Here is a 14682-nt window from a genome sequence, read left to right as displayed (position 1 = left end):
CGCTGCAAAAAAGCCCGCAGGATTTCGGTCCTGCGGGCTTTTTATTTGCTGCCTCGGCTTTGTGAAGCATGGGCCCATGCCATGAGGCCAGGCCATGGAGAGGCTGCCGTTAAGACTGTTGCGGCGTTTTCCAGCTGGGTGCGCGCTTTTCAATGAAGGCCTGCACGCCCTCGAGCGCCGAGTCATCCATCATGTTGCAGGCCATCGTCTGTCCCGCAAGCTGGTAGGCTGCGCCGGTGCCCATCTCGAGCTGCTTGTAGAACAACTGCTTGCCCATCGCGATGGCGATCGCCGGCTTGGCAAGAATGCTTGCCGCCAGCTTTCCGATTTCTCCATCGAGTTGTTCCGGTGCGGCGACCCGATTCACCAGGCCGCGTTCGCGCGCCGTCTCGGCGTCGATGAATTCGCCGGTCAGCAGCATTTCCATCGCCTGTTTTCTAGGGACATTGCGGCTCAGTCCGACGGCCGGTGTGGAACAGAACAGCCCATAGTTCACTCCCGATACCGCGAACATGGCGTCGGTCGATGCCACGGCCAGATCGCACATCGAAACAAGCTGGCAGCCGGCTGCCGTCGCAATGCCCTGAACGCGTGCAATGACCGGCTGCGGCATTTGCTGAATTGACAGCATCAGCCTGGAACATTGATTGAACAGCTTCCGGTAATAATCTTCCGACGGCGATGCGCGCATCTGCTTGAGATCATGTCCCGCGCAGAACGCCCTGCCCGCCGCAGCAAGCACGACGATGCGAACGGCTTCGTCCGCTTTTGCGTCATCCAGTGCCGCCTGCAATGCGGTCAGCATGTCTTCCGACAGGGGATTGAATTTCTCCGGGCGGTTGAGCGTCAGGGTCAGCACCCCGCCGTCGAGCTGCCGCAGCACATGAGGCGCGTCAGTCATCGTCGTCTTCCACATCCGGCGCTTGCCGTTCACCCAGCGAAGGCGGCGGGTCATAGGTTGCCAGCAGGTGTTCGCGGCTTTGCGGTGTCTCCAGGCTGATGCGGCCCAGCGCGCCGCTGCGGTAATCCAGAAGCAGCGTATGCGCCGCCTTTTCAAAGTCGAGGTCGCCGCCTTTCAGGCGGTATGCCCGTCGCTTGGCGATGCCTTCGATGACGCTGACGCCGTCGATGCCTTCCGTGGTGAAACCGTAGCGCGCCGTCAGCAGCTGCGGATAATGGACGAGCAGCTGATCGGCAAGGAAGGTGGCCACTTCTTCTTCAATGACGGCATTGGTACCCACCGCGTGGCTGGCGGCCAGCATGAGACCGTCGGTGGGATGCATGATCTTCGGCCAGAGCATGCCGGGGGTGTCGATCAGCACCATGTTGTTGCCGAGGTAAAGCCTTTGCTGCGCCTTGGTGACCGCCGGCTCATCGCCCACGGCGGCGACGCGTTTCTTCAGCAAGGCATTCATCAGCGTCGACTTGCCGACATTGGGAATCCCCATGATCATCATGCGCAGCGGCTTGAGCGCCGTACCGCGATGCGGGGCGATCTTGAGCGCGATGCCGGGCACCTTGGCAACATCGGCCGGCTTCTTGCAGCTGAGCGCCACGGCGTGCACGTCTTTCTGTGCGCTGTAGAAGTCGATCCAGGCCTTGGTCGCCGCGGGATCGGCGAGGTCGCTTTTATTGAGCAGCTTGAGGCAGGGGCGCTGCCGCTGCTTGCGGAGTTCCTCGATCATCGGATTGGAGCTGGCTTGCGGCAGGCGCGCATCCAGCACCTCGATGACGAGGTCGGTCTTTTCCATGGATTCCGCCGCTTTCTTGCGGGCGGCATTCATGTGACCGGGAAACCATTGTATGGACATGCGGGAATCGGATTTGAAGGGAAGCCGCTATTTTACCCGCTGCATGCGGCATTCCCCCGGAATGCTTCAATCCAATGCTTCAATCCTTCAGTCGATCGATGCCAGCGCCTTGACATGGGCAACAACGCTGCGGCCAAGCGCGGACAAGTTGTACCCTCCCTCAAGACAGCTAACGATCCGTCCCTGGGCGTGCTCGCGGGCGACTTCCATAATGCGCTGGGTCATCCAGGCATAGTCCGCCTCAACCAGTCCCATTTGCCCAAGATCGTCTTCACGGTGAGCATCGAAACCGGCTGAGATGAAGATCATTTCCGGACGATGCGCGTGAAGTGCCGGCAGCCATTTTTCTTCCACCAGCTGGCGTATTTCATTGCCCCTGGTATAGGCCGGCACCGGCAGGTTGATCATGTTGGGCACGTCTTCCAAAACTGCGCTGTAGGGATAGAAGGGATGCTGGAAAAAGCTGACCATCAATACCCTTGGATCATTCATCAAGGCTTCTTCGGTGCCGTTGCCGTGATGCACGTCGAAATCGATGATCGCTACCCGTTGCAAGCCCCGCACTTCAAGCGCGTGTTTGGCCGCGATGGCAACATTGCCGAACAGGCAGAATCCCATCGCTTCGGAAGGACGCGCATGATGGCCGGGAGGGCGGATGGCGCAAAAGGCATTGTCCACCTCGCCGTCGATCACGGCATCGGTCGCGGCAACTGCGGCGCCCGCCGCCCGCAATGCCGCATTCCAGCTATGCCTGTTCAGCATGGTGTCGGCATCGAGCGGGTAATATTCGCCACCGGCGATCAAAAGCGACTGTACATTGTTGCGGATCCGGTCCACCGCAGCCTGGGTATGCACGCGACGGATATCGGCAACGTCGGCTTCGGGTGCTTCCCGGTATTCCAGCAGGCAGTCGATGCGGCTGGCGATCAATTGATCTTCGATGGCCTGCAGGCGGGCCGGCGATTCAGGATGCCAATGCCCCATTTCATGGCGTTTGCAGTCAGGATGGGAAAAGATGGCGGTAGTCATTGTTATCAGCCCACGGATGAAGGCGGTTCGGAAATGACATCCGGAATCTCGTCAAGCATCACGCGCGCATTGCTCCTCATCAACATAGTAGGTAAGGTCATGCTACTTCTGCTAGTGTAGCGAAGAAAACAGTGCGCTACAGTCATTTTGTTGACAAAGATTTCAATGATGTCCTGAGCGTCGGAGGACTTTGTCGACTTGGCAGGTATCTTCAATCCAGAGCATTCTCACGTTATCGACTTATTCGAATTCATGTTTGCAAAAATTCATGCCGTCGCCCGGCAGGTAGGTGAAGTTGTAGTAGGCAAGGATCAACAGATACGCCAGGCCCTGGTCTGCCTGCTGGCCGGCGGTCATTTGCTGATCGAAGATGTGCCGGGTGTCGGCAAGACTACCCTGTCGCATGCACTGGCGATTTCGCTCGGCCTCAAGTTCAACCGCCTGCAGTTCACCAGCGACCTGCTGCCGGCCGATGTCGTCGGCATTTCCATCTTCAATCGCGAAAAGAACGGTTTCGTTTTCCATCCAGGACCGGTATTCACCCAAGTGTTGCTGGCCGATGAAATCAACCGGGCCACACCCAAGACCCAGTCCTCGCTGCTGGAAGCGATGGAGGAACGGCAGGTCACGGCCGACGGTGTTACTCGCGAGCTGCCACAGCCCTATTTCGTCATTGCCACGCAAAATCCGACGCACCAGATCGGCACCTTCCAATTGCCCGAATCGCAGCTGGACCGTTTCCTGATGTGCCTGTCCCTCGGCTATCCCGATGCCGCCGCGGAACGCGCGCTGCTGATGGGCGAGGACCGCCGCGCCATGCTCAAGAGCCTGCCCACGGCCATGCAGCCGGAAGATCTGGTTGCGGCGCAGGCGGCGCTCAGGAACATCCATGTATCGGGAGCGCTGGTCGATTATGTGCAGGCGCTGGCGCAGGCTTCGCGCCAGAACGGCATGTTCGCGGAAGGCCTCAGTCCGCGCGCGTCCATCGCGCTGCTGCAGGCGGCGCGCGGCTGGGCGGCACTGGAGGGACGTAACCATGTCATTCCGGAAGACGTGCAGGCGGTGCTGGTGCCTGTTGCCGCGCACCGCCTGCGCCCGCTCAAGTCGACCGGCAGCTCGGCACTGGGCAGCCGTGATCTGGTGCTGCAACTGATGAAGTCAGTCGCGGTATAAACGCGTGAACAAGCGCCTTTCCCCGTATAGCCGCCTGGAGCACGCAATACGCGGCCAGCTCAGCAAGCTCCTGCTGCGCAGCCGCAATGCGGAGAAAGGCGAAGTCTTCCTGAACCAGCGCCGGGTCTTCATCGTACCCACGCATCCCGGCCTGCTGTTCTGCGTCATGCTGATGGCGTTGTTCATTGGCTCCATCAATTACAACCTCAGCCTGGGCTTCGGCTTCACTTTTCTGCTGGGTGGCTGTGCGCTGATCGACATGCATCTCACCTTCCGCAACCTGGCGCACCTGCACCTCGTCGCCGGCCGCGCCGCACCGGTATTCGCCGGCGAAGAGGCGCAGTTCGAACTCAGCCTGATCAATCGCCGCAAGTACGACCGCTATGCGATCTGGCTGGACTTTGTCGCCGACGACCGCCCGGACCTGGCGCAGGCGGTCGACATCGGCGCCCATTCCACGCGCGGCGTTATCCTGTCGACACCGGCCCCGGAACGCGGCTGGATGCAGGCGCCGCGCGTGCGCCTGCAGACCCGCTTCCCACTCGGCCTGCTGCGCGCATGGAGCTACTGGCAGCCGGATGCCCGGGCGCTCGTCTATCCGCGCCCCGAGGATGACGCACCCGAACTGCCCGCATCGGGCAGCGACAAGGGCGATGGCCAGGGCAGCGACGGCCAGGATGATTTCGCCGGCATCCGCGGCTATCAGGCGGGCGATTCGCTCAAGCGCCTCGCGTGGCGGCAGATGGCAAGACTCGACATGGAACACAGCGGCAACCTCGTCACCAAGCATTTTGAAGGCGGCGCCGCGACCGAGATCATGATCGATTTCCATGCGCTGCCGCTGTCGATGGATACGGAGCTCAAGCTGTCGCGCATGACACGCTGGGTCATGGAAGCCGAAGCCCGCGGCATCGCCTATGGCTTCCGCCTCGGCGATGTCAGCCTGCCGGTTGCGCTGGGCCCGGCGCATCGCGAAGCCTGCCTCACCGCGCTGGCACTGCATCAGAAAACCGCATGAAGATTCTTGTCGACATATTCAAAGCCGTCCCGGGAAGGACTGGCCGCACCGGACGAAGCGCACGCCCGATGTCGCGTGAGAAAGCCGATACCCTGCTGCTGATCGGCACCTGCGTTCTTGTGCTGCTGCCGCACGCCGCCCATCTCCCGGCCTGGATCATGCCAGGCTGCCTGCTGCTGCTGTTCTGGCGCGGCTGGCTCACGTTCCGTGGCAGTCGCATGCCGCCGCGCTGGCTGTTGCTGCCAATCGCCATTGCGGCGATGGCCGGCGTCTATTGGAGTCACGGGACCTTCTTCGGGCGCGATGCCGGCGTGGCGATGCTGTCGCTGCTGCTCACGCTCAAGCTGCTCGAAATGCATGCCAAGCGTGATCTGTTCATCGTGCTGTTCCTGAGCTTCTTTCTTATTCTCGCCAGCTTTTTCTATTCACAGTCAATAGGCACGGCGCTGATGACGATTGCCGCAGTCGTCGCCATTCTTACCACGCAGGTCTCTTTCCAGTACACCGGCATTGTCCCTCCCCTGCGCAAGCGATTGCGGGTGGGCGTCAGCATCCTTGCAATGGCCGCGCCGCTGACGCTGGTGCTGTTCCTGCTCTTTCCTCGGATTCAGGGACCGCTCTGGGGCATGCCCGGCGATGCCCAGGGAAGCGGACGCACCGGTTTATCCGACAGCATGGCACCCGGGAATATTTCCAAGCTCGCGCTTTCCGATGATGTGGCCTTCCGCGTGAAATTCGAAGGCCAGGCGCCGATGAATCCCCTGCTGTACTGGCGCGGGGTCGTGCTCAGCCATTTCGACGGCCGCACCTGGACACCGCTGCAGGCCGGACAGCGAAGCCGGATTCACACGGTTCTCGAAGGCGAACCGCTGCGCTATCAGATCACGCTGGAACCACATGGACGCCGCTGGCTATTCGCGCTCGAGATGCCCCAAGCCCTGCCGCAGCTCGCCGACAACACAGCCGCGCTGACCCAGGAAGTGCAGATGCTCGCATCCCAACCCATCTCCGATCGTCTGCGCTATGACATCGCTTCGCATACCACCTATCGGCTGCAGCCCGATGCCAGGGCCGGCTACCTGCAGCAATGGATCGATCTTCCCGCCGGCTTCAATCCGCGGACACTGGCCTACGCAAGCCAGTTGAGCCAGAGCGCCACGAGTCCGGAGCAGATCATCGACTCGGTGCTCAAGAAATTTCGCGAAGACTCTTATCGATACACGCTTGAACCGCCCGCTCTCGGCAAGCATGTCGTCGATGAATTCCTGTTCGATACCAAGGCCGGATTCTGCGAACATTACTCCGGCGCTTTTGTCGTGCTGATGCGTGCCGTCGGCATTCCCGCGCGGGTGGTTACCGGTTATCAGGGCGGAGAAATCAATCCGGTCGACGGCTACATGACAGTCAGGCAATCCGATGCGCATGCGTGGGCGGAAGTGTGGCTGGCGCAGCGCGGATGGGTGCGTATCGATCCGACCGCTGCGGTAGCGCCGGCGCGGGTGCAGCAGAACCTGCGCAGCATGATGCCGCAGCCGGTGCTTGGCGGCCTGTTCAGCCTGGATGCGTCGCGAAGCACGCTGCTGAGAAACTGGCTGTCGCTGCGTCAGCGGCTTGATGCCGTCAGCAATGGATGGAATCAGTGGGTATTGAATTACACGCCCGGCAAGCAAAAGCGCTTTTTCGAATCGCTTGGTTTCCCGAATGTAGATTGGAAAACCATGACAGCCGTGATGATGATTTGCGGCATCGCCGCCATGGCATTGGTCGTTTTGCCATTGCTAATGCATCAGCGCAAGCGGGACCCTGTCGACATTCTCTACGACGCATTCTGCCGGCGCATGGCGCAGCGCGGCCTGCAGCGCCTGCCGCACGAGGGACCGCGTGCCTTTTCGACACGTCTTGTCGCGCCGGAGTCGCCTTTGCCGCCACAAACCAAGGCAGCGCTTGCGCGCTTCCTCGAAGTCTATGAAACTGTGCGCTACGGCGCGCCCGGTCCGAATGCAAGGGCGCATGAATTGTCCTTACTGAAATCCCTGTTAGCTGAATGTCGATAAAATTTTTCAAGTCTCCCGCCCGCGCCGCCGCGGCGGTTGTTGCTGTTACCAGTCTTGCCCTGCCCTTCATGAGCACTACGGCAGTGGCCTCCAACGCAAAGCCCGCGGCCAAGAAAGTCGCCGGTGAAAACCAGCGCAAGGCAGCCGCCAGCCCTGATGAAGCCGGGGAATTCGCCAACTTCAATCAATGGAAGGAAGTGTCGGACTTCATCGACAAGATGTCCGCAACCCATGGCTTTGACCGTACCGAACTGGAAAACCTGTTCCGGAAGGTCCGGTATGTCGACACGGCGATTCAATTGATCAAGCCGGCCCCCCCAGGCAAGCCGAAAAACTGGCGCGCTTATCGGGCTCGTTTCGTCGAGCCGGTGCGCATCAAGGCAGGCGCCAGCTTCTGGGAAACACATGCCGACGCGCTTGCGCGTGCCGAGGAGCGCTATGGTGTTCCAGCGGAAATCATTGTTGGCATCATCGGGGTTGAAACGGTCTATGGACGCAATACCGGCAACTTCCGGGTCGTCGATGCATTGACGACGCTGGCATTCGATTACCCTCCTACGCCGACGCGTGAAGCGCGCATGAATTTCTTCCGCGGCGAACTGGAAAATACGTTGCTGTTCGCGCGTGAGACGCATATCGATCCGTTCTCGCTGTTCGGTTCCTATGCCGGGGCGGTGGGATGGCCGCAGTTCATGCCGGGCAGCATTCGCAAATTCGCTATCGATTTCGATAACGATGGAAAAATCGATCTTCGCAATTCTCCGGTGGATGCCATTGGCAGCGTGGCCAATTTTCTCGTCGAACATGGATGGAAGCGCGGCGAGCCGACCGTATTTCCCGCCACCGTGTCTGCGGCGGATGTGGGCCGTGGCTGGGACATGTTTATCGGCCAGGGCCTGGAGGCGAAATATAAGCTGGATGAGATAAAGGCAGCAGGAATCATCCCCAGCGTCGAACCACCTGCCGACATGCCGTTCGGCCTGGTGGACCTGCAGAACGGTGGGGAACCGACCGAGTACTGGCTGGGCGCAGGCAACTTTTTCGCTATTACCCAGTACAACCGAAGCTTTTTCTACGCCATGTCGGTCATTGATCTAGGACGGGCCGTACGCAGCGCACGCGGCGGTTGAAGCCGGACCGGAAAGGATGGAAGGCTTGGAGCATGCCGGCCTGTCACAGTGATGACATCCAGGGGGACGAGCCTTGGATGGCACACTGATGACAGGATCGTTCCTGCGATGTAGTTGATCCGCCATTAAACGCCGTCAAGCTGCAGATGCTTCTTCCTGTTCAGGCTTTGAGCATGCCTGGCTCAAGCTGCACGGTTTCATCGCCCGCGCTGAACCATACCTGTCCCTCCTGGATCGTGCATTGAAGCTGCATGTTGCGTTGAGCGAGCTTTGCCAGCGATTGGCTGGCCGATGAGGGGATATTGAACACCCGGAGATTCTTCGCCCGATCCAGCTTCGATCCAATCTGATTCCACCATACGCTGGTGGCGCTGCTATAGCTGTAGACCAATACCTGCTGCGCTCGCCCGCACGCTTTGAGCAGGCGCTTGTCGTCAGGCTGCCCGACTTCGATCCACAGTTCCACCGCGCCGGTCAGATCCTTTTTCCAAAGATCGGGTTCGTCATCCGCACTCAGACCCTTGCCAAAAGCAAGTGCTTCATCGGCGTGCAATGCGAATGCCAGCAGCCTCATCATCATGCGTTCGTCCGTTTCGGACGGATGGCGCGCTATGGTCAATCCATGCGTCGCGTAATGATTGCGGTCCATATCGGAAACTTGGAGATCGGCTTTGAAGATGGTTGCTTTGAGTGCCATGCGCGATGAGGCGAACAATGAGAAGAGGGGCAAATGTACCCCAAAGTCCCCGCCTGCGCCATGGAGATGCGCGATAATCGAGCCCTGAAAAACCAACATCGGCTTACATCATGGCCATACTGTCCCCCGCCGCCCACAGCTCGGTGGCATCCCACCCTCCATTGGCGCAGATTGTCCACGAAACGCAATCATGGCTTGTACGCGCTGTTATCGGCCTGAATCTATGCCCGTTTGCCAAGGCAGTCCATGTCAAGGGACAAATCCGTTACGCCGTCAGCGATGCCATGGATCACGACACCCTGCTCAAGGACCTGGTTGATGAACTGCTTCATGTTCACCATTCCCCGCCGGAAGAATTGGATACCACCTTGCTTATCCACCCCTGGATCTTGTCGGATTTTCTGGACTATAACGACTTCCTTGGTGTTGCAGATGCGGCACTGGAAGAGCTCGGGCTCACTGGTGAAATACAGATTGCCAGTTTTCATCCGGACTATCAGTTCGCGGATGCGAAAAGCACGGCGATCGAAAATTACACCAATCGTTCGCCCTATCCAATCCTGCATCTCTTGCGGGAAACCAGCATAGAACGTGCAGTGGCAGCAGTCCCTGAAGCGAGTGAGATTTATGAACGCAATATGGAAACCATGCAAAAGCTGGGACTGGACGGGTGGCGCAAGTTGTTTGATAAGCATTCTGAAAGTAATACCTAGAGCGGTTTCGCCCTGACCGGTCTGGTCGAGGCCGAGGCAGATTGCCGCTGGAACAAGGCGTGACGACGCGACATGGTCAAGCCATGGCAAGCAGTCACAACGCAGTGCCAATGCCAATACCAATCTGTCCGGGACCGGCAGGCAGGTAAGGCGGAACCGCTCCAAGCTCCCTTGATCATCTTTTTGCGCATATATGGCTGAATACAATTCGCGGAATTGCAAATCCATCTCTTGTATGCAACAAGAACATGCCCATGTACTCTGAGTAACGTTTATTGGAGAAGAATAGATTCCTTGAATCTTTATTTTCTTTTTTGCAATAAAATTAAGGATCGTTACGCGCCAAGTCAGTTGTTACAACACAAATATTTGTTAATACATCAAAAAATTTAAATAAGTACAATCAAATATTGCAAATTTGAAATATCCTTACTATATTGCGGTTATGGAATTGATGTCTTTAGGACATTAACTTTAGCTACACGATTTCGTGGTAAATACAGTTGTGTTTCAAACTTGAAACACTTCAGATCGACATCATGGTTATTGTGTAGAATAAAATTGCAATTTTGGAATTATTGAGATTACGACTATTTAGGTAGGCACTGTTATGGACAACAATGAAAGCGGTAAGCGAGGCACCCGATTGGCCGATCAAGTAGCTTATGATCCCAACAATCTGCTGGATGCATTGATTGAAAAACTGAATTTGAAAAATGATGCAGCGTTGTCCCGCGCTCTGGAAGTGGCTCCGCCGGTGATCAGCAAGATCCGCCATCGCCGCTTGCCGGTTGGTGCCTCCCTGCTCATTCGCATGCATGAAGTCAGCGACCTCAGCATCAAGGATCTGCGCATCCTGATGGGTGATCGCCGCGACAAATTCCGTATCAGCGACAAACAGTTCAAACCCAAGGACGCGCCGTCTTCCGCCGACGCTGAATAAGCCGTCGTCCTTTGCGCGCTGCTTTGCGAGCTGTGTAATATTCCCCGCTCAGGCGGGGAATACTCCGGTTGAAAGATACCTGTCTCCACGATCGCAGACGATGAAGACAATCGTCGCATTCTCTACAGTCCTTGAGAGACGCAGCGCCACTTCGCATGCACCTGCGGCAGAAATCCCGCAGAAAATTCCCTCTTCGACTGCCATGCGGCGAGCCATCTGCTCCGCTGCAGCCTGACTCACGTTCTCCACCTGGTCAACCAGGGACTTGTCAAAAATCTTGGGCAAATACGCTTCCGGCCATTTGCGGATTCCAGGAATCTGGGAACCTTCTTCCGGCTGAGCACCGATGATCCTGATGGCGGGATTTTTCTCCTTCAGATATCGGGAAACGCCCATGATGGTTCCGGTGGTTCCCATGGCGCTCACGAAGTGGGTGATCCGTTCTTCCGTATCCCGCCATATTTCCGGTCCGGTAGTTTCATAGTGGGAGAGCGGATTATCAGGGTTGGCAAACTGGTCAAGGATGATGCCCTTGCCCTCTTTCTGCATTTGCTCTGCCAGATCACGCGCGTATTCCATTCCGCCAGTCTTGGGAGTGAGTACGATCTTTGCGCCATAGGCGGCCATGCTCTGGCGCCTTTCCTCACTGAGATTTTCCGGCATCAGCAATACCATCTTGTATCCGCGCATTGCCGCGGCCATGGCAAGCGCAATGCCGGTATTGCCGCTTGTTGCCTCAATGAGGGTATCGCCTGGCTTGATCTCACCGCGCGCCTCTGCATGCTTGATCATGGACAATGCCGGCCGGTCCTTCACGGAGCCTGCAGGATTGTTTCCCTCCAACTTGCCGAGGATGATGTTATTGCGGCTGGCGGCTTCGTCGCCAGGCAGTCGCTGCAGCTTCACCAGCGGCGTGTTGCCGATAGTGTCTTCAATAGTCAGGTAAGGCATGGCAAGTTTGAATGCTTTGATAAAAGAGCCATTTTAATCGTAGATGCCATGGCGCGTATTGAAGGTCTTGAAGCCAGCAAATTCATCCGGCATGAAATTAAGCCGGCCCGCACAGAGTTGCAGGGCCGAGGCAAAGCAGGAAACGGTTGCTACTTACTAGTGGTGTGAGTTTGCAATTTGTTGAAAGCCAATGTGGCGAAATCATGTCGAGACAAGGAAAAAAGCACAGCAAGGCCGCGCCTTTGTCATGCGTTGCGCGCATTGTTGACGCCGTATCGGCATGATTCTCGTCCACCAGTTGATCAACAGATTTTTAACGCGCACCACTAGGCGCCAGGTCTTATTGCGCCGGCTCCTTCTTCGCTTCGTTCTTGGCGCTGGACGCCTGACCGACAGCCTTGTCTGCCGATGCTTTCTTTTCGCCGGTTTTGCCTTCCTGTCCAGGATTTGCCGCGTGTGCCTGTCCATTTACCGTCAGACCGGCGTTGGAAAGGCGAATCGCGCTCTTGCCGCCGACACCTTTTACACGATGTTCAAGATCATTCCAGTCCTTGAATTCGCCGCCTTTCTTGCGCTCCTCGAGAATGGCGCCGGAAAGTTTCGGCCCGACGCCGCGCACCCCGTTGAGTGCAGCCTGATCCGCCTTGTTGACGTCAATCTGAGCGAAGGCCAGACTGAAGTGAGTGAACAGAAGTGCGGCAAGCGCCAATTTTTTGAACATATCGTTCTCCCTTAAATTTAGGCCGACGGCCTGATTAATCAAGAAAGTTAACGATATATCAACATTTAACGCGCCGTAGAAACAATATGCTTTTTTCAAGAATACTGTTGTCAATTAGCTACCGAATAGCTCTTCGGAGGTTACCGTTGCAGTGCCAAGCTTGCCCACAACAATGCCGCCTGCGCGGTTGGCGATGGAAACAGCGTCCGAAATCGACTTGCCCGCTCCCAGCATGGTAGCGAGCGTTGCAATCACCGTGTCCCCCGCGCCCGAGACGTCGTACACCTCCCGTGCAACGGTGGGAATATGCAAGACCGTGTCATCGGTATACAAGGACATGCCCTCTTCCGAGCGCGTGACCAACAGCGCTTCGAGTTCGAGCGATGCCCGCAGCTGATTTGCCTTGGCCGTCAATTCTTCCTCGCTTTTCCACGAGCCCACAATCTGGCGCAGTTCCGATTTGTTCGGCGTAAGGATTGAGGCCCCCTTGTAGCGGCTGAAATCATCACCCTTGGGATCCACCAATATGCGTTTCCCCAAACGCCGTCCCGCCGCGATCATCTCCCGCACATTGACGAGACTGCCCTTTGCATAATCGGAAAGCACAATGACGTCGTATTCGGGAAGCAAGGCATTGAATTGGGTAAGCTTGTCACGCAATACGCTATCGGTGGGCGGGTGCTCGAAGTCTATCCGCAGCAACTGCTGCTGACGCCCGATCACACGAAGCTTGATGATGGTGGAGATGGCCGGATCGCGGTTCAGATAGCTGCTAACCTTAAGATCCAGGAGAAGCTGCTCGACCACGTCGCCGGCTTCATCCTTTCCCACCACGCCGAGCAAGCCTGCTTTCGCGCCCAGTGCCACGGCGTTCCGGGCGACATTGGCAGCGCCTCCCAATCGCTCATCTCGCCGCTCAACGCGGACGACAGGCACAGGCGCTTCGGGGGAAATACGGCTGACGTCGCCAAACCAGTAGCGGTCGAGCATCACATCGCCGACGACTAGAATTTTTGGAGCTTTCGATGGATTTGTTATTTCATTCATGTGTGGTTGAGTGCGCTTCTCCCGATGCCATGGTACTCGATACCGGCATTCGCCATGGCCCAGGGTTCAAACAAATTGCGCCCGTCGAAAATGACAGGCTGTTTCAGTAAATTCTTGATCTGGTTAAGATCGGGACTGCGAAATGCCTTCCATTCCGTAAGGATGGCCAGCGCATCTGCATCCTGCAGCGCCTGTGCGGCACTGTCACAAAACCGGATTTGATCTAGCAGGCGGGGCATCCCGGCGAAATCTTCCTCAAAGACCCGGCGCGCCTCCGTCATTGCAACCGGATCGTACACCGCCACGCTGGCGCCATGCTTGAGAAGCTGCCGGAGCAGCGCACGTGATGGTGCCTGGCGCATGTCATCCGTATTCGGTTTGAATGCCAATCCCCAGATGGCGAAATGACGTCTTCCGAGATCGTCTCCAAAACGCTGGATGATCTTGCGACCGAGCACATGCTTTTGCCGCTCGTTGACCTCTGCGACCGCTTGCAGGATCTGCATCCTGTGGTCGTACTGTGCGGCGGTATGCCGCAAAGCTTGAACATCCTTCGGAAAACAGGAGCCGCCATATCCGCAGCCGGCATACAGGAAGCTGTATCCGATGCGAGGATCCGAACCGATGCCATGGCGCACGGATTCGATATCGACCCCGACTTTGTCCGCCAGGTTGGCAAGCTCATTCATGAAGGATATTCGGGTCGCCAGCATGGCGTTGGCAGCATACTTGGTGAATTCCGCAGAGCGGGCATCCATCCAGAAGGTACGTTCACGATTGCGGTTGAATGGCAGATACAGCTGCTTCATCATCGACCTGGCTCGCTGCCCCTCAAGCGTCTCGTCGCAGCCGATGACGATCCGGTCGGGCCGCATGAAGTCTTCGATGGCGGCCCCCTCCTTCAAGAACTCAGGGTTCGATACCACTGCGAAATCGGTATCGCCGCCTCGCCCGGCAAGTTCTTCCAGAATCACTTCACGTACGCGGTTGGCGGTGCCCACCGGCACGGTCGACTTGTTGACCACCACCTTGAAACCATCCATGTACTGACCAATGTGGCGGGCGGCAGCAAAGACATATCGCAAATCAGCCGAGCCATCTTCATCAGGCGGGGTGCCGACCGCAATGAACTGGATGTCGCCATGCTCAACACTGGCTGCAATGTCGGACGAGAAAATCAGGCGGCCGGATGCTCGGTTGCGGACTACGAGTTCTTCGAGCCCGACCTCGTGAATTGGGATGACGCCATTGTTAAGTAGGTCAACTTTCTTTTGATCGAGGTCGAGACAGAATACTTCATTGCCGACCTCGGCAAGGCACGCTCCGGTAACAAGACCGACGTAACCCGTGCCGATGATGGTAACTTTCATATTGTCCGATCATTGCGGGTTTATT

The 14682-nt window shown here is 57.5% G+C and carries 15 protein-coding genes; 7 read left to right on the top strand and 8 right to left on the bottom strand.

Going from position 1 to position 14682, the window contains the following annotated elements; translation table 11 throughout:
* Positions 1 to 109: 109 nt before the first annotated feature.
* The 3 genes from FH061_RS16995 to FH061_RS16985 all read right to left on the bottom strand — a co-directional run bounded on the left by FH061_RS16995 (position 110) and on the right by FH061_RS16985 (position 2840).
* A complete protein-coding gene (locus FH061_RS16995) occupies positions 110 to 901 on the bottom strand; it encodes an enoyl-CoA hydratase (protein WP_264158745.1) in 792 nt (263 codons plus the stop codon).
* Positions 894 to 1811 carry a ribosome biogenesis GTPase YlqF gene (ylqF, locus tag FH061_RS16990; RefSeq protein ID WP_151637022.1) on the bottom strand — a complete coding sequence of 306 codons (918 nt, stop codon included), beginning with the start codon at positions 1809 to 1811 and terminating at the stop codon, positions 894 to 896. The genes FH061_RS16995 and ylqF overlap by 8 nt, the downstream gene beginning before the upstream one ends.
* Positions 1812 to 1898: 87 nt before the next feature.
* The gene (locus FH061_RS16985) at positions 1899 to 2840 is read right to left on the bottom strand and encodes a histone deacetylase family protein (protein WP_151637021.1); all 942 of its coding nucleotides are present in this window, start codon (positions 2838 to 2840) and stop codon (positions 1899 to 1901) included.
* Between the two features lie 252 nt (positions 2841 to 3092).
* Between FH061_RS16985 and FH061_RS16980 the strand changes: the two genes are divergently transcribed.
* From FH061_RS16980 to mltB, 4 genes are read left to right on the top strand one after another with little or no spacing between them, the layout of a single operon-like run.
* Positions 3093 to 4013, top strand: coding sequence for an AAA family ATPase (locus tag FH061_RS16980; RefSeq protein WP_151637020.1), 921 nt, complete (start codon positions 3093 to 3095; stop codon positions 4011 to 4013).
* A 4-nt stretch (positions 4014 to 4017) separates the two neighbouring features.
* Positions 4018 to 5031 carry a DUF58 domain-containing protein gene (locus FH061_RS16975; protein ID WP_151637019.1) on the top strand — a complete coding sequence of 338 codons (1014 nt, stop codon included), beginning with the start codon at positions 4018 to 4020 and terminating at the stop codon, positions 5029 to 5031.
* Entirely contained in the window at positions 5028 to 7085 is a 2058-nt protein-coding gene (locus FH061_RS16970) for a transglutaminase TgpA family protein (RefSeq protein ID WP_151637018.1), read from the top strand. Before FH061_RS16975 ends, FH061_RS16970 begins: the two co-directional genes overlap by 4 nt.
* The gene (mltB, locus tag FH061_RS16965) at positions 7076 to 8215 is read left to right on the top strand and encodes a lytic murein transglycosylase B (protein ID WP_151637017.1); all 1140 of its coding nucleotides are present in this window, start codon (positions 7076 to 7078) and stop codon (positions 8213 to 8215) included. The genes FH061_RS16970 and mltB overlap by 10 nt, the downstream gene beginning before the upstream one ends.
* A gap of 160 nt (positions 8216 to 8375) precedes the next feature.
* Here the strand turns inward: mltB and FH061_RS16960 are convergent, their stop codons facing one another.
* Positions 8376 to 8912: a YaeQ family protein gene (locus tag FH061_RS16960; RefSeq protein WP_151637081.1), complete on the bottom strand. Its 537-nt coding sequence runs from the start codon at positions 8910 to 8912 to the stop codon at positions 8376 to 8378.
* Positions 8913 to 9022: 110 nt separating this feature from the next.
* Here FH061_RS16960 and FH061_RS16955 point away from each other — a divergent pair, with 110 nt between their 5' ends.
* Complete coding sequence (locus FH061_RS16955) at positions 9023 to 9625, top strand: DUF1415 domain-containing protein (RefSeq protein WP_151637016.1); 603 nt, start codon at positions 9023 to 9025, stop codon at positions 9623 to 9625.
* 610 nt (positions 9626 to 10235) lie between these two features.
* Positions 10236 to 10568, top strand: a complete 333-nt coding sequence (locus FH061_RS16950) for a hypothetical protein (RefSeq protein ID WP_151637015.1) — start codon at positions 10236 to 10238, stop codon at positions 10566 to 10568.
* A gap of 48 nt (positions 10569 to 10616) precedes the next feature.
* Here FH061_RS16950 and cysM read toward each other — a convergent pair whose 3' ends face one another.
* Positions 10617 to 11459, bottom strand: a complete 843-nt coding sequence (cysM, locus tag FH061_RS16945; protein WP_225984711.1) for a cysteine synthase CysM — start codon at positions 11457 to 11459, stop codon at positions 10617 to 10619.
* On the opposite strand from cysM, the gene FH061_RS31025 reads away from it, so the two are divergent.
* Entirely contained in the window at positions 11349 to 11687 is a 339-nt protein-coding gene (locus tag FH061_RS31025) for a hypothetical protein (RefSeq protein ID WP_225984712.1), read from the top strand. The genes cysM and FH061_RS31025 overlap by 111 nt on opposite strands.
* A 172-nt stretch (positions 11688 to 11859) precedes the next feature.
* Here FH061_RS31025 and FH061_RS16940 read toward each other — a convergent pair whose 3' ends face one another.
* From FH061_RS16940 to FH061_RS16930, 3 genes are read right to left on the bottom strand one after another with little or no spacing between them, the layout of a single operon-like run.
* On the bottom strand, positions 11860 to 12339 hold the full coding sequence (locus tag FH061_RS16940) for a ComEA family DNA-binding protein (protein ID WP_225984708.1): 480 nt from the start codon (positions 12337 to 12339) through the stop codon (positions 11860 to 11862).
* Positions 12340 to 12354: 15 nt separating this feature from the next.
* On the bottom strand, positions 12355 to 13287 hold the full coding sequence (rfaE1, locus tag FH061_RS16935; RefSeq protein WP_151637013.1) for a D-glycero-beta-D-manno-heptose-7-phosphate kinase: 933 nt from the start codon (positions 13285 to 13287) through the stop codon (positions 12355 to 12357).
* The gene (locus FH061_RS16930; RefSeq protein ID WP_151637012.1) at positions 13284 to 14657 is read right to left on the bottom strand and encodes a UDP-glucose dehydrogenase family protein; all 1374 of its coding nucleotides are present in this window, start codon (positions 14655 to 14657) and stop codon (positions 13284 to 13286) included. The genes rfaE1 and FH061_RS16930 overlap by 4 nt, the downstream gene beginning before the upstream one ends.
* Between the last annotated feature and the right edge of the window lie 25 nt (positions 14658 to 14682).

The organism is Noviherbaspirillum aerium, from assembly GCF_008929045.1.
GTDB classification, from domain to species: domain Bacteria; phylum Pseudomonadota; class Gammaproteobacteria; order Burkholderiales; family Burkholderiaceae_D; genus Noviherbaspirillum; species Noviherbaspirillum aerium.
This window is presented reverse-complemented; position numbering and strand designations above follow the sequence as displayed.